Origin of the sequence: Sphingopyxis sp. (assembly GCF_034380315.1) — a bacterium.
Taxonomy (GTDB): Bacteria; Pseudomonadota; Alphaproteobacteria; order Sphingomonadales; family Sphingomonadaceae; genus Sphingopyxis.
Map to the genome: position 1 here is coordinate 1 of NZ_JAXMPB010000002.1, position 20,577 is coordinate 20,577.

Below are 20,577 nucleotides of genomic sequence, written 5' to 3' on the forward strand. Positions count from 1 at the left end.
CAACCTCCGCCTCACGTAGCTTGCCGATAATCTCTTCCGGGCGATGCTTTTTGCTCGGCATTCTATATCTCCTTCGTCGTCCAAAATATCATCAATTTTGGACCACTCAGAAGGGGGCAGATCAGTTCAATATGTCCATCGGAGAGTTGGCCAACAAGGCGTCAGGCTGAGGCTGCCATCTTCCATTACATCGACGGGTTCTACAATAGCCGTTGGCGTCATTCATATCCGGGCAGCATCAGCCCCCTCGCGTTCGAAGCCAAGGTCGCATAGTAAAATAGGTGACCGGCGCAAAACCGTTACAAGCCCAATGTGACGACCAACGCCAGCATAGCGCTAAAGAACTGCGCCCACGCTGATAAGCTATTGTGGGCTTCCAGGCACGGGATTAGGTCCATCATGACCGAAGCATATGACGGGGACAGACCCCTGTAATCCGACGTTGGCAGGGTTCTCTGAAAGTCTCGGAAATGTGGGATTTTCCGGACCGGGGCAATTAGTCAGGATTTAGGGACATAGATCGCTCCCCGCCGGTGGGGGATATATGGGTATATCTAAAGGGTTCCTAAGACGCCTGATCGAGGCATGGAGGAAGGACTGCAACGTTAGCCGTCCTCACTCGGCTCTTGGCTTTTTAACTCCGGCGGAATCTCTTTCCGGACCAGAAACTTGGCCTGCTCCGATCGGGGCACGCCAAGCCGGAAACTGACACCAGGTCCGGCGCACCATCTCCAAGCGCTTCACGAATGCCTTCATATGTTTCAGCGAAAGGACGTGAATGTCAGTGCGACCAGGACGAGTAGCGCTATTCGCGCCAGCCACCGGACAGGCGTGTCTTTCTCAGGATTGGGCAAAAGCCAATCGACCAAGACAAGCGAGAACAATTGATACATCGGCGCGCGTCCCTTCAGGCGTCGATCATAATCTTGGACGATTAAGAATAGGGAAACGCAGGGCGCGCGCCAAACTCGGCGCGAGCTGAAGCATTTTCGAAAATGGGCCGCCGTAAACTTGCGGAATGCAAAAAAGAGGGCGCGCGTCCGCGTGCAAGATAAGCGGCAGCGGCGCGAACGCCGCTGCCTGATATCAGTTTTTCGATCAGCGCGCCGCGATGACGATGATTTCGACCTTATAATCCGGGGTAGCGAGCTTGGCTTCGCCGGTTGCGCGGGCGGGGGCATCGCGTCCGCCGACCCAATTGTCCCAGACCGCGTTCATTTCCGCAAAGTCGGCCATGTCGGCGAGCCAGATCGTGGCCGACAGGATCTTTGCCTTTTCGGAACCGGCCTTGGCAAGCAGCTGTTCGATCTGCTCGAGGATCGCCTGGGTCTGCTTGGTCACGCTTTCCCCGGGGGCGCCGACCTGCCCGGCGAGATAGACGGTGTCGCCGTGGATGACGGCCTGGCTCATGCGCGCTCCGGCGTCGATACGGGTAATGGTCATGTCATTTCCTTTCTTGCGATGAAATATTGACGGATCAGCGTCCGCCGTAACGGGTGATGGAAAGATCGTCAGCTTCGATATCGGGGGTCGCGCCGCTCACCAGGTCCGCGATCAGCTGGCCCGACCCGCATGCCATCGTCCAGCCCAGCGTGCCGTGCCCGGTGTTGAGGAACAGATTGTCATAGGGGGTGGCGCCGATGACCGGGGTTCCGTCCGGCGTCATCGGGCGCAGCCCCGACCAATAGCTTGCGGCGGCGACATCGCCCGCGCCGTCGAACAGGTCGGTCAGCGAATGGGCCAGCGTCGCGCGGCGCCGTTCGGGCAGCGCGTTGTTATAGCCCGAAATCTCGGCCATCCCGCCAACCCGGATGCGGTCGCCAAGGCGGGTGATCGCGATCTTGTAGCTTTCATCCATCAGCGTGGATTCGGGCGCGCGGACTGCGTCGACGATCGGTACGGTGATCGAATAGCCCTTCACGGGATAAACCGGCAGCTTGAGGCCGAGCGGACGGAGCATCGCGGCCGAATGGCTGCCGAGCGCGACGACATAGCGGTCGGCGGTGATCCGGCCCGCGTCGGTGTCGACGGCGGCGATCCGTCCGTTTTCCACCGCGAATGCGCGGATCGTCTCGCCATAGCGAAAGGTAACGCTCCGTTCGGCGGCCATCGCCGCGAGTGCTTCCGTGAACTTGAAACAGTCCCCGGTCTCGTCGCCGGGCAGGCGCAAGCCCCCCATGATCTTGTCGCGTGCGCCCGCAAGGCCTGGCTCGACGGCGACGCAGGCGTCACGGTCGAGCAGCTCAAAGGGGACACCGCCCGCGCGCAGCACCGCAATATCCTTGGCGGTGCCGTCGAGTTGCTTTTGGGTGCGGAACAGCTGCAATGTCCCCAGCATCCGCTCGTCATAGGAAATGCCGGTGTCGGCGCGCAGCGCGATCAGCCGGTCGCGGCTATATTCGGCAAGCCTGACCATCCGTGCCTTGTTGATCGCATAGCGTGCGCTGGTGCAGTTGCGCAGCATCGCGACCAGCCAGCCGAGCATCTCCCTATCGACCTGCGGGCGCAGGATCAGGGGGGCATGGTGCATCAGCAACCAGCGGATCGCCTTTTGCGGGATGCCGGGCGCCGCCCAGGGCGAGGCATAGCCGGGCGAGATTTCGCCGGCATTGGCAAAGCTGGTTTCCAGCGCGGGGCCGGGTTGGCGGTCGAGGACGACGACCTCATGCCCGGCCTGCGCAAGATACCAGGCCGATGTGACGCCGATGACGCCGCTGCCCAGGACGACGACCTTCATGCCGCCCTCGCCTGGTGCCCGGCGTCTGCGGCCCGATAGCTTCGGTGATAACGGGTGCCGAGGCTGGTCAGTATCTCATAGGATATCGTCCCCGCATCGCGTGCAAGGGCGTCGACGGGCTGGCGCGGGCCGATCAACTCGACCCAGTCGCCGGGTTGCAGGCGCCCCGGCGGCAGCGCGGTGACGTCCAGCGTGATACTGTCCATCGATACCCGGCCGACGATCGGCAGGCGGACGTCGCCCAGCCACGCCGCGCCGCGATTGCCCAGCGTGCGCGGCAGGCCGTCGGCATAGCCCACCCCGATGGTCGCGATGCGGCTGTCCTGTGTGCAGCGATGGTCGTGGCCATAGCCTATGCCGCATCCGGCGGGCACGGTGCGAAGCTGGATCACCCGCGCGTCGAGGCCGACGACGGGCTGCATCGGGTTCGGCGCGCCATCATGGGGGGCGCCGCCATACAGTGCGATCCCTGCGCGCACGATGTCGCCATGAAAGGCGGGCGACAGAAAGGCGCCGCCCGAATTGGCGAGCGTGCGCGAGACATCGGGGAACAGCGAGGCAGCGGCCTCGAAGCGGGCGAGCTGATCGCGGTTGGCGGGATGGTCCGGGGTGTCGGCGCAGGCAAGGTGGCTCATCAGCATGGCCAGATCGACCGCTGCGTCGAACAGTTCGTCGCCGGCAAGCACCGCGAGGTCTTCGGGCGCCAGCCCCAGCCGGGACATGCCGCTGTCGACCTGAAGCACGGCGGGCAGGCTGCGCCCCGCCGCGTCGGCGGCATCGCGCCAGCGGCGGGCCTGATCGAGCGAGTTGAGGACCGGAACGAACCGAGAAGCCGCGCACAGCGCTTCGGTTCCCGGAGGCAGGCCGTTCAGGATGATGATGCGATCGTCGGCGGACAGGGCGGTACGCAGGTGCAGTGCTTCGTCGAGATGCGCGACGAAGAACAGCCGGCATCCCGCTTCGCGCAGCGTTCTGGCGACCTGTACGGCGCCAAGGCCATAGGCGTCGGCCTTGACGACCGCACCGACCGTGGCGGGGGCGCTGCGCATGGCCACCATGCGGTAATTTTGCACGATCGCGCCAAGGTCGATCCGAAGACGCCCGCTTTCATGGATTATTCTGCGATCATGCATATGGCTGTTTCCCCCAGGTGGATGGGATATCCATAGCCGAACATCATTCGAATATTTGTGCGATGAATGAATTGAAACGCGGAAATTCACTCCCTATTGCAATGATCGTCTGCCCAATTGGAATGATATTGCATCATGGATTCGATCGACCGTAACATCGTCCGCCTGCTGCGCCTCAATGGGCGAATTCCGAACAGCGAACTTGCGGCCGAAGTGGGCCTGTCGCCATCGGCCTGTCTGCGACGGGTCGGCAATCTCGAGGCGCGCGGCATCATTCGGGGCTATACCGCGATCATAGCCGCGCCGGAGGAGGCGGGCGTCATCGCCATCGTGCGAATTACGCTGGAACGGCAGACAGAGGCCTATCTCAACCGGTTCGAAGAGGCGGTGCGCCAGCATCCGGAGATTGAGGAATGCTATCTGATGACCGGTGACGCCGACTATCTGCTCCGTGCGTCGGCGTCGAGCGCTGCCACCTACGAGGAAATTCACAAGAATATCCTGTCGCGCTTGCCCGGCGTCGAGCGTATCCATTCAAGCATCGCGATGCGCAGCGTGCTGAACCAGCCCCAGCCCTCACGATTGCCACGCCGGTCGGGATCATCCTCCACGCTTGGCTGAACGGCGCGGAGCGGCAGAGTGGCTGGCGATCGATCGGCTCCATTGCGCCCTGAAATCATCGCCTGAAATCAGGATGTTCATATTGCGCTCGGGTTTGCGGCCTGTCATGTTGCGGCTGTGAAAGGGGCCAGGCGACCGGGCGCGCTTGTCGCCATATTCTTCGGTTTGCCGGGGCTGCGCGCTGGCGGCCCCGCCCCTTGGGTGACGATAGGCGGTCTTGCGCGCGAAAATGGGGCAAGGGAAATAGGGCAAGGGCGCCGTCCGATGCGTGCTGCCGTTTCGGTTGAAAGGAAATGGGCTTGAGCAGATTGATGGTTGCGACGGCTGCCGCCTTGGCATGGGCCGCGCCGGTGGCCGGCCAGGAACCCAACGTGGAAACGCAAGATATCGAACGATTTTTTTCGGTTTATGATGCGCATGGCGGAGCGCCCGACGCGGCGACGCTGCAGCGCGAATATTTCGATCCGGGCACCCGCGGGCTGGCTGAATTTGCAAAGCTGCGCCGTGTCTCCGCAGAAAGTATCGCCCGCAGATTGCGGTCGGATCCCGCGCTCTACGTCAATGCGCGCGAATGCGCGGCAGCGATCCCGCCAGTGCGCGTGCGCTTGCAAAAGGCTCTTGCCGAACTGCGCCGTTCCTACGCGGACGCGCGCATGGCGCCTCTCCATCTCGTAATCGGGCATGGAAAGCCGGTGGGTGTCGGAAATCCCTCGGGGGCTTACATCGGTGTCGAGGCCTTGTGCGCCTGGACGGTGCCCAATCCGAATGTAGAGGACCGGTTCGTGCACGTGATTGCCCATGAATATGCCCATGTGCAGCAACCCCGGGCTGAGGAAGTGAACGACGATGCGTCGGTCTTGCTTGCCGCACTGATGGAAGGCGGCGCTGAATTCGTCGCCGAACTGACGTCGGGTTCGGTCGCGTACCAACATTTCGCGGACGTGACAAAGGGGCGGGAGAAGGAGATAGAGGCCCAGTTCCTGCGCGACATCGATGCGACCGCGATGGGCTCGAAATGGGTGTACAACGGGTTTGGAACCAAGGAGACGCCCGGCGATCTCGGCTATTGGGTGGGCTACAGAATCTGCAAATCCTATTATCTGAACGCCAGGGACAAACGGCAGGCGCTTCGGGATATCATCGAACTCAGCGATGTACGGGCGATCCTCGACAAGAGCGGATGGGAACCCGGCATGGAATTACCTGCAAAACTGCCGCCAGTCGAATGAGCTTCGGGACACGCGCCCGGCGCGCGATCCGGTCAGAGGGTGGGGCGCGTCGATACGGCGCGCGCCCGATCCTTAACCCATCGGCATTGCCCTGAGCGCGGCGCCCGATCGCGCTCTTGATCCGGTCACGACCATCAGGCCCGCATCCGCGGCGGGTCAGTCCACCGGCAGCATCTGGGGATTCCAGGCGATTTCCCAGAGATGCCCGTCAGGATCGGCAAAGGCGATTTCCCAGAGATGCCCGTCAGGATCGGCAAAATAGCCCGCATAACCGCCATGGAAGCCATCTCGGTGACGGAAAGACCCGCCAAGCGGGGGGCGGGCCAACCTTCCCGAACCTAACCTGTTGCAGACGCGGGATTTATACCGGTGGGCCGATCCTTTCATCAACATCTGCGCGCACCCATCGGGCCCGGTCTTGACATGCGCGGGGCATGGCCCCGACCGTGGAGCAGCCGATCTTTCGCCACCGGACTTGGGAGTTTTCATAGTGCACGACCATGATGCAATCGTCGACGCCGAAGCCAGGCTGCGTACCGCCATGCTGACCAGCGACGTTGCGGCGCTCGACGATCTGCTCGACGACACGCTGTGCTTTACCGATCACGCGGGGAATCGTCTGTCGAAGGATCAAGACCTTGCAGTCCATCGATCGGGCCTGCTTCGGATCGAGACAATCGATGCCATGGCGCCACCCGTCATCCGCGTGCGGGGCGACAGCGCCACAGTCTGCCTGACCGCCGATCTAAGGGGCCTTTACAATGGGGCGGCCTTCTCCGGGCGCTTCGCCTATTCGCGCGTCTGGCACCGGGATGCGCGGGGGTGGCGTGTCGTGCTGGCGCATTGCTCGGCGCCGCCTGCATGATCGCGGCCTAAGGAAAGGGAAGGGGCACGCGCCCGCTGTCAAACGTCGCAGGGAGTGGCACGCAAAAATGCCTTTGCCGACCGGACCAAGGGCAATTTTGTTCCCAAAAGGCGCGGCGCCCTCATCCCATGGGATGAAAGCGCCGATGCCCGTTCAGCCCTCCGCGCGAATGCGGTCGGCATTGTCCAGGTCGGCCAGCGGCGACAGGATGCGGCGGTCGAACTCGGCGATCCCGGTGCCGCTCGCGGTACGCCGCGGCCAGTCGGCGTGCGTCAGGGCGCCGCGGCCGAGTGTAACCGCATCCACCCCGTGGTCGAGGATCAACTGCGCGGCCCGCATGGGATCGTGAAGCGATCCGTTCGCGAGGACCGGCAAGCCGCTGTGGCGCTTGGCCAGGCTGGCGAGGCTGGCGCCGCTTTCAAAGGCTGGCTGCCACGCCTCGAACTCGGTCGTGTGGATATAATCGATCGGGGCCTGTCCCAGCAGGCCGTAAATCTCGGCGGCCTCATCCGCTCCTCGCCATTTGTAGAGGAAGTCATTGACCTTGCCCTGCGAGCTGCGCACCCCGACGATGAAGTCCTGGCCGACCGCCGCGCGAACCGCTTCGGCGGTCTCGAGCGTGATGCGCAGCCGCTCGGCTACCGCCCCGCCATAGGCGTCGGTGCGCCGATTGACGCCTTCGGTCAAAAACTGGTCCAGCAAATAGCCATTGGCGCCATGTATCTCGACGCCGTCAAAGCCGGCCTCGCGCGCCCGGACCGCCGCGGCGGCGAAGCCGGCGATTGCTTCGTCAATCTCGCTTCGCGACATTTCCGACGGCATCCGATATGACCCCGATCCGCGGTAAAAGGCCATTTGCTCGCCGGACGGGCGGACCGCCGACGGGCCGCGTGTATCGGCGCGGAATCGATTGCCCTGGGACAGCGCGCCCGCATGCATAAGCTGCGCGATCATGTGCGCGCCGCTGGCATGAACGCGCTCGACGATCGGCGCCCAGCCATCTCGCTGCGCCGCGTCCGCGACGCCGGGCTGGAACAGATAGCCCTGCGAAAAGCTCTGGTCGGTGTAAAGCCCCTCGGTAATGATGAGCCCGAAACCGCCTTCGGCGAAACTGTTGTAATAATCACCCATCCGGGCCGTGGCATGGCCCGTCTCGGTCGCGCTGACGCGGGTCATGGGGGCGACGGCCAGCCGGTTCTTCAGTCCCAGCAAGCCGATTTTCATCGGGTCGAACAGGCGGTCCGTGGCCGCGCTTGTCGCGACTGTTGCTGCGGCGGTCATGTCACGCGGCTCCCGCATCGCGGACCGCGGCAATGGCTTCGATCTCGATCATGACGTCCGGATTATAGAGCGCTTTCACCTCGGCGATGGTGTCGGCGGGATAGGGCGCGGAAAAATGAGCGCGGCGCAGTTCGACGACATCCTTGAAATTGCCCATGTCGGTAACGAAGATCGTGACCTTGATAACATCGTCGAGACTGGATCCGCCCGCTTCGAGCGCCCGGCGCAGATTGGCGAAGGCCTGCTCGCCCTGGGCGCGGAAGCCGCCGTCCACGATCTTGCCGTCTTCGCCTGAACCCGCCTGTCCGGAGATGAAGAGCAGATTGCCGAACTTGATGCCTTGCGACAGCAGGAAGGGGGCATAGGTGTCGGGCGTGGTGATGACGCGTTCCAGATTCATCTTGTTACTCCATTCATGAACCGCCTGTGGTGAAATGATTTCACTTTTGCGGGGTTGGTAATCTGCTTATGTTACGATTATTGAATGGCGACAAACGTCGAATTTTCACTCGATAGGTTATTTGGATTCATCTATGGCGCGGCGCCTTCCATCTCTGTCGGCATTGCGAGCTTTCGAAGCGGCGGCGCGCCACGGAAGCTTCAAGCGTGCGGCGGACGAGCTTTCGGTGACGCCGACCGCGATCAGTCACCAGATTCGCGCGCTGGAGGAACATGTCGGTCTTGCGCTTTTCGAGCGTCACGTGCGCCGGGTGGCCCTGACCGACGCCGGGGCACAGCTCTATCCGGTGCTGAGGGATGGCTTCGACGCCTTCGCCGAGGTGATCGGCCGATTGCAGCGCCGACGGGCGCGGACGCAGGTTTCCATTTCCGCAACGGTTGCCTTCACCGCGCGCTGGCTCGTGCCGCGCGTCGGCCGATTTCGGCAGCTACAGCCCGATATCGATCTCCAGCTCCAGGCTTCCGACGAAGTGGTCAACATCGATTCCGCGGGGATGGATATCGCGATCCGCTACGGAGAGGGCCCCTATCCGGACTTTGCGGTCCTGCCCTTGTTCGCGGATCGTTTCGCACCCGTGTTCAACCCCCTGTTGGGGATCGGGAGCGCGGAGGATCTGGCCCATCGGCCGCTGATCGATTTCGAATGGCGCCGGCGTCACCCCGACAATCCGACATGGTCGCGCTGGTTCGCCGCGGCCGGATCGGCGCCGCCGGCGGACCCGCCCGAGCTTCGTTTCTCGGATGAAAGCCATGCCATCCAGGCGGCCGTTGCCGGGCAGGGGGTGGCGCTGGCCAGCCTCGCACTGGTCCGGGATGAGCTGGCGGCCGGACAACTCGTTCAGCCATTCGGTCCCGCGATCCCGGGCTTTCGCCATCATCTGCTGATCAGAAAGGGCGAGACCAACGCGGCGGTCCGGAAAGTCGCGGATTGGCTTGTGGACGAGGCGGCCGCCATGACCACCAGCGGCTAGAGCGCGGACAAATCTCGGCTCCATGGGCGGGCCATGCGGATCGGCTTCCGGCGTGATCAGCGGGAACGGTCGGCGCAGAACAGCACCGCACCATCCTCCGTGACGCCGTGCAGGCGGGCACGGTCGAGCAGCGGAGCCAGTTCGTGCGCCAGATTGTCGGTGCATCCGGCCTCGGCCAATCGGCCCCGCGCCCGTCCTTCCATGACGTCGATCGATATGCCCTGGTGGACAAGGCGATAGCCCACATCGATTTGCCATCGCTCCGGTCCCGCGAACGCCGTCGCCAATGTCGCGGTGTCGATCACCGGAAAGTGGACCATGCCCAGTCGGCGGTCGAGATGCTTGAACCAATTGTCGAAATCGCGCGCGACCTGCTGTGACGGCAATGCGGTGTCGAACCAGGGATCGAGGATGAGAACCGCCTGCTTCGCGACCCTGGCGGCCTCCGACAGCGCACAGCCCAGAAACTCCAGGTGATGGGCGACATAATCGAGGACCACGACATCGAACGCCTTGTCTTCGAACGGGAGTTGTTCCGCGCGGCCGAGCCGGACGTCGAGCCCCGCGCCGGTCGCCGATCGGACGGTTTCGGGATCGACCTCGATCCCGGTGCACCGGGCGATGCCGCGCTTTTGCAAAGTGTCGATCAACTGTCCTTCGCCGCATCCGATATCGAGGACGGAAGCCGGGGTGCGATCCATGATCGCGGCGACCAGATCATTCTTGTAACGGACATGCGGGCGGATTGCGGCCGGGCCGGTTTGTGCGATTGTCACTGTCATTATCCTGTGCGGCTTTTCACGAATTCCGCAGATCATCCAGCCAGGCCGGATTGTCCGATAGAGGATATCGTGCCAAAAAATGGTTCGGAACGGACATCGGATTTTTCTGGACGGCAAAGCGAACAGCCATGGGAATCGACATTTGCCGCACCGTCTATCCGCCCGGATATCGAAGCGGCTGGCACGGCTGCGCGCGGGCGCAGCTTATCTATCCCGCGCACGGGGTTCTGACGATCCATCTGGAACGGGGGACGTGGATCGTCCCGCCGCATCGGGGCTGCTGGCTTCCTGCCGATATGCGGCACGATGTCGAAACGCCATTCGGTCTCGAAATGTACAGCGCCTATTGCGGCGGAGCGGTTCTGGATCGCGTGCCGCAGGAAGCCGGGATCGTCGTCGTGTCCGACCTTCTGCGCGCGGCCTTGCTGGCCTTGGCCGCGCCGGGGACGCGGTCCGATCGGCATATCGCCAATATCGAAAGGGTGATCGTCGACGAGATCGCGGTACGAACGCCGGCACCGCTCCACCTGCCCACCCTGCGGTCCACGCGACTGATCGCCATTCAGGCCGCGCTGTACGATAATCCATCGGACGGTAGAACGCTCGGCGATTGGGCGAGCGAGCTTGGCGTGTCGCCCCGAACGCTGGCGCGCGAGTTCCGGTCCGACGCGCATACGACCTTTTCCCAGTATCGGGCCCAGGTGCGGTTGCACAAGGCGGTCGAGTGCCTGGCTGCCGGACAAGCGGTCACGACGATCGCCTATGATCTGGGCTTTTCATCCCCCAGCAATTTTATCGCCATGTTTCGCAAGGCGACCGGGGCAACCCCCGGGGCCTATTATGCCGCGGACGGGGCGGTCGCTGGATAAAGGCGATGACTGTCGCTGCCGGGGCGGCCGATGGCTTCCCACGCGCCAGGACAAATCGATGCCATTTTTCGGAACAGGATGGCGGATTCGTTCAACGTGAAACGTCCTGAAGTGAGGCAAGCTCCGATCATTTGCCAATGCGTCAGGGGATTCTCCATGGAAAGCCGCCGCCATTTCTTGACATCTGCCGCCGCCGTTGCGGCCTGTTGCACGGTTCGACCGGCTTTCGCGATAGCCCCGGAAGAACCGGGCGGTGGGAAGCGGCTGATATCCCTGCTCGACGATGTGTTTGGCCGCATGATGGATTTCGATCCTGCCATCGCCACGGCGCTGGGGCTCGATGTCGGGGAACGTCAGGCCCTCAAGGCCCGGTGGAAAGCCTCTGGCCCCGATAATCGTCTGGGCGCGCAACAGGCGCTGATCGATGCGCTTCCCCGATTGCGAGGTTTTGATCGCAGCAGCCTCGGCGGCGCGGACCCCTATCACCTCGACACGGTGATCTGGGCGGCCGAACGAGCGGCGGATCTGGGATCCGCAGGTTTCGGCACGATCGACAATTGGCCGACCCCTTATGTGATCAACCAGATCAGCGGCAGCTATCAGAACGTCCCACTCATCCTGGCGCAACAGCATGGGATCGAAACCGCTGCCGATGCCGATGCCTATTTGGAACGGCTGGCCGATTTCGCCCGCCTTGTCGCCGTCGAGTGCGATATGGCGGCCGCCGACGCGGATCGCGGGATGATTGCGCCGGACTTCATCCTCGACCTCACCATCGCGCAGGCCGGTCGGCTGCGCGCGCAGCGGGGGCGTCAATCCGATCTCGTCGCCTCGCTTGTGCGCCGCACGGCCGAACACAATCTGGCGGGCGACTGGGAGCGGCGGGCGACGCGCATTGTGGAGGGGCCGCTGGCTGCCGCGCTCGACCGCCAGCATGCCTTGCTCTTGCAACTCAGGGCCCGCGCGACCGACCAGGCTTCGCTGGGGCGACGGCCGGGCGGAGGCGAATTCTATGCCGCCGCGCTTCGAATGCACGTGACGACGGCGGCATCGGTCGAGGATGTCCATCGGGTCGGGGTGGCCGAGGTCGCCGAACTCGGGGCAAAGATCGATGTCCTGCTGCGCGCGCAGGGGATGACGCGGGGCAGCGTTGCCGAGCGATTGGTGGCGCTCAACACGCATCCGGCGCAGGTCTATCCCAACGACGATATCGGCCGCGCCCGGATCATCGCCGATCTGGAACGATTGTTGGCCGATGTCCGGGCAAGGATGCCGAACTATTTCAACGATGTGCCAGCCGCCCCGATCGAAATTCTGCGCGTGCCCAAGGCCAATGAACTGGGCTCGGTCGCCGCTTATGCTGTTCCGGGCAGCGCCGATAACCGGCGCCCTGGCGCCTTTTACATCAATCTGCGCGACACTGCGGCCTGGCCCCGATACGCGCTTCCCACGCTTGCCTTTCATGAAGCCATTCCCGGCCATCTGTGGAATTCTGCGGTGACGCAGCGGACACAGGGCGTGCCCGCCATCAACCAGCATTTCTATTTCGCCGCCTATTCGGAAGGCTGGGCGCTCTATGCGGAGGAACTGGCGGAGGAGGCGGGCCTGTACGACGACGATCCGTTCGGGCGCATCGGGTTGCAACAGGCGCTGCTGTTGCGTGCGGCCCGGATCGTCGCCGACACGGGAATCCATGCGATGGGCTGGGGACGCCAGCAGGCGGTCGACTATATGGTTTCGACCGTCGGAATGCCCCTCGTTTCCGCGCAGGGCGAAGTCGATCGTTATTGCGTCCTGCCGGGTCAGGCGTGCGGATACAAGGTTGGCCACAGCGAGTTCAAACGTCTCCTCGCGCAGTCGCGTCGGGTCCTGGGCTCCCGTTTCGACCTGAAAGCCTGGCACGACGCCGTGCTCTCCGGCTCGATGCCGCTCGAGGTGCTGGGCGGACTGTTGAAGGATTGGGAGGGGCGCTGCCTGTCCGCGGCGGAGTGAATCGCCGGGGGCGGGACGGCGGCATGGCCGCGTTTCCCGAAAAAGGCGGTCCGCATCACGCCCATCGTTTCGCAAAGGTCACGAAGATGATGATCAGGCCGGTGGCCGCGATCATCGTCCACGCGACCGGTTCGCCCAGCAGCCAGCCCGCCAGCGCCAGGCCGAAGAAGGGTTGAAGCAACTGTAATTGTCCGACGCCCGCGATCCCCCCAAGTGCGAGGCCGCGATACCAGAAGACGAAACCGACCAGCATCGAGAATATGGAGACATAGGCGAGGCCGATCCAGGCGGGCGGGCCGATATCGCCCCATGATGTCGGGAGCGTCATCGTCGTCGTCAGCAGCATTATCGGGGCCGACAACAGCAGCGCCCATGATATGACCTGCCACCCGCCAAGGCGGCGCGAGAGCTTCGCCCCTTCCGCATAGCCGAGCCCGCAAAGCAGGATGGCGGCGATCATCAAAAGATCGCCCGTCTGCGACCCCGACCCGCCGCCCGACATTGCGAAGGCCGCGACCGTTCCGCTTCCCATGCACGAGAACAGCCAGAACAGCGGCTTGGGCCGTTCCCCGCCGCGCAGCACGCCGAACATGGCGGTTGCAAGCGGCAAAAGGCCGATGAACACAATCGAATGCGCCGACGTGACGTGCCGAAGTGCGAGCGCGGACAGCAGCGGGAAACCGACCACGACCCCGATGGCGACGATGGCCAGCGGCAGCATGTCGCTCCGCTCGGGGCGTGCCTGGCGAAGGGCCATGAGCAGCAATCCTCCCAGAAACGCGGCGATTACGGCACGCGCAGAGGTCAGAAAAAGCGGAGAGAAGTCGGCCACCGCCACGCGCGTCGCGGGCAGCGAGCCGCTGAAAATAATGACGCCGAGCATCCCGCTGCCCCATCCGTTCGCCGATGATCTTTCCTTGTCCATCACATCTCGCTTTCCCGGCGCGGGATGGACGATTTCGGCTCGCTCAATCAGGTACAAATCAATACAATCATGCCAAACTGTATTGGTAAAGGAGGTCATACACTTGAGCATCACGGGCCAGCCCATCGGCCGCAGGGGAACGCGGACCATCGATGTCATGAAGGCGATCCGGATCAAGGTCGCCAGTCGCGCGCTTGGCCCCGGCGATCGTCTGCCGTCCATTCGCGCCTTCGCTGCGACGATGGGCGTTTCGCCGTCCACGGTCGTCGAAGCCTATGACCGGCTCGCGGCCGAAGGGCTGGTAAGGGCAAGGCAAGGATCGGGCTTCTATGTCACCGCGGCGGCGCTTTCGCCTTTTGCGCTGGCGGAAAAGCTGGCCCCGACCGAGCGCGCGGTCGATCCGTTCTGGGTGTCGCACCAATCGCTTGACGCCGATCCCGCCGCGCTCAAGCCCGGCTGTGGCTGGCTGCCGCCCGACTGGATGCCGCAACAGGCTCTGCGCCGGGCTTTGCGATCGATCGCGCGGGCCGACGATGCCATGCTGTCGGACTATGGCAGCGCGCGCGGATCGGTCACGCTGCGCCGCATCCTGATGGGTCGATTTGCCGAAGACGGGATTGCGCTATCGCCCGACCAGCTCATACTGACGGCATCGGGAACGCAAGCGGTCGACCTCGTCTGCCGCTTCCTCCTTCGTCCCGGCGATACCGTGCTGGTCGACGATCCCTGCTATTTCAATTTTCGGGCCTTGTTGCGGGCTCATCAAGTGAAGGTCGCCGGCGTGCCATATACGCCGTCGGGACCGGATATCGCGGCGTTCGAGGCCATCGTCGCGGCGGAACGCCCGCGGCTTTATCTCACCAATTCGGCGCTGCACAACCCGACGGGGGCGACCCTCGCGGCGCCGGTTGCCCATCGTCTTTTGAACGTGGCAGCCGCTCATGGTCTCATCATCGTGGAAGATGACATATTCGCCGATTTCGAACCCGACGCTTCGGTTCGGCTGGCGGCGCTCGACGGGCTCAATCACGTCATTCGGATCGGCAGCTTTTCGAAAACTTTGTCGGCGTCGGTGCGCTGTGGCTATATCGCGGCACGCCCGGACTGGATTTCGGACCTTCTCGATCTGCAGGTCGCGACGAGCTTTGGTGGCCCCAGTCCGGTCGCCGCCGAAGTGATCGCCAATGTTCTGGCAAGCGGCGGCTATCGCAAGCATATGGAGGATATGCGCCGACGTCTCGGGCGAATGCGCCGCGAAACGGCGGCGAAGCTGCAGCCGGTAGGGATCGAGCCGTGGCTGATGCCGCGCGGCGGATTCTATCTCTGGTGCCGCCTTCCCAAAGGGTGCGATTCCGCCGACGTGGCGCGCGCGGCCCTCGCGGATAATATCGTCCTGGCGCCCGGCAATGTGTTCAGCGCATCTCAGGCGGCGGCCGGCTTCATGCGCTTCAACGTCACCCAATGCGACAATCCGGCCGTCATCGATGTTCTGCAACGTGCGATCGAGAAATCTCGCCTACCGCCCTGATCGCTTCGGGGAGTTCACGACGGCGCGTGCGCCGCCGTGGATGGATAGGATCGAACATTGGCGCTGGCGACGGACAAAGCGGGCTGTCAATTGGCTCCCGCGATCGAGGGCGAAGCCCATCAGGTGCGCGATACGAAGGGGACGACAAAAAAGGGGCGACGAACAAGGGCCCGCTTGGGCGCCGCGACAAGCGCCGTCTATTCAAACTTGTCGCGATTCGCGCGGCGGACCAAATCTGCCATTGCGGGCGTCAGCTTTCGCATCGCTTCGGCTTTCTTTTCATAGGCATAGGCATTGGGCACTTCGACCCGGCCGCTGGTCGTTCCGCGCCCGGCGCGGTACATGGCCGCCGCCTGCACGGCCCCGTCGATCTCGCCATGGTCGGCGGCGCGCTTGAACATCTCCAGCGCCTGCGCTTCATTCTTGGCCACGCCGCGCCCGTCGCGCAGGGCATAGCCAGCGGACAGCTCGGCCGGGCCATATCCCTGGAGCGCGGCCTTGGCGATATATTCGAAACCGCGCGCATGGTCGGCGGGCAGGGTTCGACCCGACAGCAGTTCAAAGCCAAGGTCGTTGGCGGCCAGCACGCTGCCATTTTTCACCGCGCGGTCCATGTAGAAGATATATTTGTCGAGATCGCGCAGCAGCGCGCCGCCATCGTCATTCTTGCCGGTGAAATAGAGCGAGGCGAGCTTGCGGCTCGCGAGATTGTCGCCGCGCATCGACAATTCGGTCAGTATCTTGATCGCCTTTGACGTGTCGCGCGGCAACAGAAAGTCGCCGGCCAATGCCTGCCAGCCGGACGATTGCGGCTGGCTGATTCCGACCCCGGCCCGCCAGGGATATTGCACCCCGGTCAGATATTTTGCCGCCAACAGATGCGCCGCGGCATCGCCCGGCCGCAATCGAACGGGCGTGGCATAGGCGATGGCCCTGGCAAGCACTTCGGACTTTTCCTTGCGATAGGCCAGCGATTGCGCACCGCGGTCCTGATCGCCCAGTCCCGCCGCCACGAGTTTCTTGTAATCGAATTTCAGCTCGCCCTTGTCCTCGCACACGCTGCAGTAGCTGGGATCGATCGCGATCCGCAGCAAGCCTGCGATCGCCTCGCGATTGCCCAGGGCCGCGCCCTTTTCATAATGGGCGATTGCCTCGCTGCGATTGCGCGATCGCTTCATTTTCCAGCTGAGATTGGGCAATTCGGCGATTTCCCCCAACCTTGCAAAGGCCAGCCCATTGTTCTGCGCCATCGCCAGCCCGTAATATTTCAGCATCTGCTGCTGGATCTTTTCGCGCGACCAGGCTTCGTCCAGCAGATCGTCGCGGATCTTGTCGGCGAACGCGACCTGCGCATCCGCATGGCCAGCATCGGCACGCGCCTTGAGCGCCTGGACATCGGCGTTTGCGAACCAGGCTTTCGCCCGCGCTTCGGATGCCGCGAGCGCGTCGGGCGAAACCGCCGGCCCCTCGACCAGCTCTTCCAGGCCGCCCGTTTGCGAATGGGCCGGTGCCGCCGCGATCATCGTCATCGCGAAAATCAGGGCGGGCAGGCGGCGGCTCGAACGCTTGGTCATCATTCTTCTCCCTGTTGCGATGGGCGCGGGCAGTGGCGGGTTTGCGGTTCTCATGTCCGTGTCGGCCTTCATTCGGGGCGCGGAACCGTGGACCAGGCGATTGCCTCGCGAAGCTGGCCCAGCGTGAATGTCACCGGTTTTGGATTTCGTCCGACGCCTTGGAAAAGCGCCCATTTGCCAGCGTCATCTTGCCACGCGACCTGGACGTCGGTGGCGTCGGCCTTGCCGCTAAGGGGCGCCAGCGCTGCCTTGGGCATGTCGAACAGCGACGAGCCAAGACCTGGCGATCCACTGCCGCTCCGTTTCGAAAAGGGGATGATGGTGCCATCGCCCAGGCGCAACTGAACCCCCGGTGCATTGCCTTTCAACCGGATCGTCCAGCGGCCTTTCTGGCTGAACAGAAGGCGGCCGTTCGGATCGCGGAAAAGCCCGGGGTTGGTCAGGGTGATAAAGGCCGTATCGGCGTCGCCGCGTTCGACAAGGCGATAGGTGTTGATCCCGTCGCGGCCAAGCGAACCGGTAAAGCCGCCGCGCCGGAGCCGCCATGGCCCCATTTCGCTGGCGATGATGATGGGGCGATATTTTCCGGCCAGCGTCGAACCGGGGCTTTTGCCCGTACCATCGCCGCCGTCGGCCCGCGCATTATCCTCCGCGTGCCACAAAAGGTCGAAACCGGCCTGCATAAGCCGGGATTCCTTGCCCGCGCGCGCGCATTCCGTGTCGACCAGGCCAGCGAACATTTTCTGCATCGCGTCGAACGACGCGCGATTTGGTCCGGCGTGACGGCGCGCGGCGATGTCGGCGACGATCGTCCAGTCGGAACGCGAAAGCTTGTCGATCATTCCGATTTGGCATTCGCCCGGATCGCCGCTCATCGTCGCGGGTGCAGCCTGTATCGCATGGGCGATCAGCCGGGCGTTCTCGATGTGCGTCCATGACTGACGATGCGCCCGCGGCGACAGACAGGCTTTCCATTCGGCTTGTGCCCGGGCGGCGTGGTCAAGCGAGGCGAAGACCTCTTTCGTCGTCGCCCGCGACAGATCACCGCTGAGCGTATCGCGCAGCGCCATCAAGGCCCGATACTCGCCCGCGTCGAGCAGGTCGCATCGCTCGTTGGCGCCCAGCGCATAGGTCGCGACGCCATAGAATTGCGCCATCGAACGCAGCTTTTCCTCGTTCGATTGCGCTTGCGCCGCCGTCGCCGGTGCAAGGGCCGCCACCACGACCATCGCGGCCGCCATGCTTGCAAGATTTTCCCGAATCTTCATGTATTTGATCGACCCGCCTTTCAAACCGGTGGAGGGGAGGTTGGGGCGCCTGCGCGGCAGGCTTCGTCGCTGCCAAACCGGCAGGCGCGCTCGCGCAGCCAGCCGGGGCTTTGGTCGGCGCGCGGCGGCGCCAGTCCGTCTTCGATGATCGTCGCCAGCGTTTCGCACGCCTTGGCCCAGCCCAGGTCACAGGCATGGCCGACAAGCGCGACCGAACGCGCCGGATCGACCGGGCCGCCGATGCCCTTCCTGTGCATGACGGCAAAGGCGAAACAGGCCTGAGCGACCGCGCCGTCACAGCCGGCGCGCATGAAACGGCGCGCTGCGGCATCATCCCTTGCGGCTGGCGGGCCGTTCGCGTGGAAAAGCCCCAGATTGGCGCAGGCGATGCCGATCTGTGCGGCGCAGGCCTCGCGAAGCGCGCTCGCTGCGCCGTGTATCTGCCGCTGGTCCTGGTCCTTCAGCAAGATCTCCAGCAACAAAAGGCAGCCATCGGCGCGCGCGGCAAGGCAGTGCACCGCGGCGCGTTCGGCGCTATCCCACTCGTCCGCGGATGGCATCGCCACCGGCAAACAACCCGGACGAGCTTCACGCGCACAGGCCCTCGCCGCATAGCGCTGGACCGCGGCAATGTCGGCGCCGCCACGTTCCTCTGCCCGCATCAGGGCGGCGGCGTCGTGACATGCGCTGCCCTTCGGGGCCGCGCGGCATTCCTCGCCCATTTGCAACAGGGCGATCGCTGCAAAACCCTCGGTCGATTTGGGCCGCGTGGATACCGTGCCCAGCGTGCGGCCCATTGCCGCGCAGGCAAAATCGCTGCCTGCAAGACATCCGGCGGCAAGGTCGTGCGCCGCGTCCATCAGCGCCGCCGTATCGACCGCCCGCTCGCGCTTGGCGAGCCCGGCCATCGTACAGGACGGCGCCAGGCCTTGAGCGCAGGCCCGAACAAAGCCATCGATGGCAACGGGTATTTCGCCCCGCTGCTCGGCCGACAGGGCGGCGTGAAACAGCGCGAACGGATCGGGCGCCGGTTCGGTCGCCCCCGCCGCCGTCATCGGGCCCGAAACGATCAGCGCGGCGACGGCGAACGGCCACGCCATGGGGCGCCGCAGCGCAAGACCCTTGGCGTGCCCGAAAATTGCCTTCAGCCATGATGTTGTCGTGTCAGCCACGGTTCGTTCAAAACGCCCGCCAACGATCGGGCTTCCTCCTGAATATTTCGGCGCCGCAAGGGTTGGGTGGCGGGATGCCGCCTTCCTCGCGCGGAAACCGAAGCTTGCGCATGGGCCGAATGAATTTCTGGCGGCGGTGCACCGGTCCCGATGGGACAGAAGCACCGCCGGCTGACGACCGTGGGTTGCGGATCACCGTCAGCGCTGGCAATCAAAGCCGAACCGTTCGTCCGGTTCATCCTCCAGATGGAGGATATGGCGCGTCTTTTTTATCCGTTCGAGGTGGTTGGGCCCCGGCGCGCGCTCTTTGCTGCGCTTATCATCGATGGCCGGTCGGTCCGGCGGCACCTCAAACGGGGAAGGGGGCTGGTGCGGCCGCCCGGCTACGGGTCATGCCGGTAAAGGGGCGCCGGGTGCGCGGCGAAAGGACAGGATCAGCGCCGCGACGAGCAGGGGCGACCAGCCCAGGAAAAGGCCCGGCAGGACCCAGTGATGCGCGGCGACGACGCCGATCGCGGCCAGCAGGCCGCCCGCCAGCGCCGCCGCGCCCACGATCTTGCGCCATCCCGGCTGCCGGAAATGGAGCAGGCCGGCGACCATGGTAACGACGCCGAGCAAGGCGAATTTGACGCGCGGGGCGGCGAACAGCGCGTCGATCGTCGATTGATCGCCGGGCAGTGTATCCAGCAAACGCAAAAGCTGGAGATTCTCGAACTGGTCCGCTGCCGCTGCGATGGCGGCGCACAGCATGGCAAGGCGCACGATCCGGTTGGCGCCCTGACCTGCTTCGCGGCGCAGCGCCAGCAATCCGAAGATCAGAAAGGCGGAATAGACCCAGATGAACAGGGCGATATCGACCCACAGGCCGGTGCGCTGCGCGGCGGCGTGCGACGCCCGACACGGTTCGGGGAACAGCGCCGCGACATCGGCCGGGGACCGAACCATTTCAAAGGCGAAGATCGGGTCGCCGCCGCCACATGCCTTCATGCCGTCGATCTGGCCAAAGCCGGCCATGATGATGGCGGTCAGAACCGCGAATATCGCGGTCCAACGCCACAGCGCCTGCGGTCCCGTCATGCTGATCTCCCCCTGCCACTTTCTCTCGCCCTAGGGATAGCAACCGGGCGGGGGGCGCAACAATCGCGCAAATTGTAGCGGTCCTTTCTGGGCC

19 protein-coding genes are annotated in these 20,577 nt (G+C 64.1%); 7 read left to right on the forward strand and 12 right to left on the reverse strand.

The features are described from left to right. Nucleotides 1-1,098 precede the first annotated feature (1,098 nt). From U0S50_RS03065 to alr, 3 genes are read right to left on the reverse strand one after another with little or no spacing between them, the layout of a single operon-like run. Nucleotides 1,099-1,443 (reverse strand): RidA family protein, encoded by a 345-nt coding sequence (locus tag U0S50_RS03065; protein WP_322307299.1) that lies wholly within the window; start codon nucleotides 1,441-1,443, stop codon nucleotides 1,099-1,101. Nucleotides 1,444-1,477: 34 nt separating this feature from the next. Beyond that, the gene (locus U0S50_RS03070; RefSeq protein WP_322307300.1) at nucleotides 1,478-2,737 is read right to left on the reverse strand and encodes a D-amino acid dehydrogenase; all 1,260 of its coding nucleotides are present in this window, start codon (nucleotides 2,735-2,737) and stop codon (nucleotides 1,478-1,480) included. Continuing rightward, nucleotides 2,734-3,870: an alanine racemase gene (gene alr / locus U0S50_RS03075; RefSeq protein WP_322307301.1), complete on the reverse strand. Its 1,137-nt coding sequence runs from the start codon at nucleotides 3,868-3,870 to the stop codon at nucleotides 2,734-2,736. The genes U0S50_RS03070 and alr overlap by 4 nt, the downstream gene beginning before the upstream one ends. 135 nt (nucleotides 3,871-4,005) lie before the next feature. On the opposite strand from alr, the gene U0S50_RS03080 reads away from it, so the two are divergent. Together U0S50_RS03080 and U0S50_RS03085 are read left to right on the forward strand one after the other, a co-directional pair. Beyond that, on the forward strand, nucleotides 4,006-4,491 hold the full coding sequence (locus U0S50_RS03080) for an Lrp/AsnC family transcriptional regulator (protein ID WP_322307302.1): 486 nt from the start codon (nucleotides 4,006-4,008) through the stop codon (nucleotides 4,489-4,491). Between the two features lie 299 nt (nucleotides 4,492-4,790). Then, on the forward strand, nucleotides 4,791-5,720 hold the full coding sequence (locus U0S50_RS03085) for a DUF2268 domain-containing putative Zn-dependent protease (protein ID WP_322307303.1): 930 nt from the start codon (nucleotides 4,791-4,793) through the stop codon (nucleotides 5,718-5,720). Between the two features lie 156 nt (nucleotides 5,721-5,876). Here the strand turns inward: U0S50_RS03085 and U0S50_RS03090 are convergent, their stop codons facing one another. After that, nucleotides 5,877-6,047: a hypothetical protein gene (locus tag U0S50_RS03090; RefSeq protein WP_322307304.1), complete on the reverse strand. Its 171-nt coding sequence runs from the start codon at nucleotides 6,045-6,047 to the stop codon at nucleotides 5,877-5,879. Nucleotides 6,048-6,210: 163 nt separating this feature from the next. Here U0S50_RS03090 and U0S50_RS03095 point away from each other — a divergent pair, with 163 nt between their 5' ends. Next, nucleotides 6,211-6,585, forward strand: coding sequence for a nuclear transport factor 2 family protein (locus U0S50_RS03095; protein ID WP_322307305.1), 375 nt, complete (start codon nucleotides 6,211-6,213; stop codon nucleotides 6,583-6,585). A 153-nt stretch (nucleotides 6,586-6,738) separates the two neighbouring features. Here U0S50_RS03095 and U0S50_RS03100 read toward each other — a convergent pair whose 3' ends face one another. Both U0S50_RS03100 and U0S50_RS03105 read right to left on the reverse strand, forming a co-directional pair. Beyond that, a complete protein-coding gene (locus U0S50_RS03100) occupies nucleotides 6,739-7,866 on the reverse strand; it encodes an NADH:flavin oxidoreductase (RefSeq protein WP_322307306.1) in 1,128 nt (375 codons plus the stop codon). A 1-nt stretch (nucleotide 7,867) separates the two neighbouring features. Further along, nucleotides 7,868-8,266 carry a RidA family protein gene (locus U0S50_RS03105; protein WP_322307307.1) on the reverse strand — a complete coding sequence of 133 codons (399 nt, stop codon included), beginning with the start codon at nucleotides 8,264-8,266 and terminating at the stop codon, nucleotides 7,868-7,870. Between the two features lie 133 nt (nucleotides 8,267-8,399). Between U0S50_RS03105 and U0S50_RS03110 the strand changes: the two genes are divergently transcribed. After that, nucleotides 8,400-9,296, forward strand: a complete 897-nt coding sequence (locus U0S50_RS03110) for a LysR substrate-binding domain-containing protein (protein WP_322307308.1) — start codon at nucleotides 8,400-8,402, stop codon at nucleotides 9,294-9,296. Nucleotides 9,297-9,352: 56 nt separating this feature from the next. Here the strand turns inward: U0S50_RS03110 and U0S50_RS03115 are convergent, their stop codons facing one another. Further along, a complete protein-coding gene (locus U0S50_RS03115; protein ID WP_322307309.1) occupies nucleotides 9,353-10,072 on the reverse strand; it encodes a class I SAM-dependent methyltransferase in 720 nt (239 codons plus the stop codon). A 134-nt stretch (nucleotides 10,073-10,206) separates the two neighbouring features. On the opposite strand from U0S50_RS03115, the gene U0S50_RS03120 reads away from it, so the two are divergent. Further along, nucleotides 10,207-10,947, forward strand: coding sequence for a helix-turn-helix transcriptional regulator (locus U0S50_RS03120; protein ID WP_322307310.1), 741 nt, complete (start codon nucleotides 10,207-10,209; stop codon nucleotides 10,945-10,947). Between the two features lie 156 nt (nucleotides 10,948-11,103). Continuing rightward, nucleotides 11,104-12,939: a DUF885 domain-containing protein gene (locus U0S50_RS03125; protein ID WP_322307311.1), complete on the forward strand. Its 1,836-nt coding sequence runs from the start codon at nucleotides 11,104-11,106 to the stop codon at nucleotides 12,937-12,939. 55 nt (nucleotides 12,940-12,994) lie between these two features. Here U0S50_RS03125 and U0S50_RS03130 read toward each other — a convergent pair whose 3' ends face one another. Beyond that, complete coding sequence (locus U0S50_RS03130) at nucleotides 12,995-13,864, reverse strand: DMT family transporter (protein ID WP_322307312.1); 870 nt, start codon at nucleotides 13,862-13,864, stop codon at nucleotides 12,995-12,997. A 103-nt stretch (nucleotides 13,865-13,967) separates the two neighbouring features. Here U0S50_RS03130 and U0S50_RS03135 point away from each other — a divergent pair, with 103 nt between their 5' ends. Then, complete coding sequence (locus U0S50_RS03135; protein ID WP_322307313.1) at nucleotides 13,968-15,392, forward strand: PLP-dependent aminotransferase family protein; 1,425 nt, start codon at nucleotides 13,968-13,970, stop codon at nucleotides 15,390-15,392. 197 nt (nucleotides 15,393-15,589) lie between these two features. On the opposite strand, the gene U0S50_RS03140 is transcribed toward U0S50_RS03135, so the two are convergent. The 4 genes from U0S50_RS03140 to U0S50_RS03155 form a co-directional block, all read right to left on the reverse strand. Beyond that, nucleotides 15,590-16,969 carry a tetratricopeptide repeat protein gene (locus tag U0S50_RS03140; RefSeq protein ID WP_322307314.1) on the reverse strand — a complete coding sequence of 460 codons (1,380 nt, stop codon included), beginning with the start codon at nucleotides 16,967-16,969 and terminating at the stop codon, nucleotides 15,590-15,592. Between the two features lie 65 nt (nucleotides 16,970-17,034). Further along, complete coding sequence (locus tag U0S50_RS03145) at nucleotides 17,035-18,234, reverse strand: hypothetical protein (protein ID WP_322307315.1); 1,200 nt, start codon at nucleotides 18,232-18,234, stop codon at nucleotides 17,035-17,037. Between the two features lie 20 nt (nucleotides 18,235-18,254). Then, nucleotides 18,255-19,406, reverse strand: coding sequence for a hypothetical protein (locus U0S50_RS03150; RefSeq protein ID WP_322307316.1), 1,152 nt, complete (start codon nucleotides 19,404-19,406; stop codon nucleotides 18,255-18,257). Nucleotides 19,407-19,796: 390 nt separating this feature from the next. Then, a complete protein-coding gene (locus U0S50_RS03155; protein WP_322307317.1) occupies nucleotides 19,797-20,483 on the reverse strand; it encodes a hypothetical protein in 687 nt (228 codons plus the stop codon). Nucleotides 20,484-20,577 lie beyond the last annotated feature (94 nt).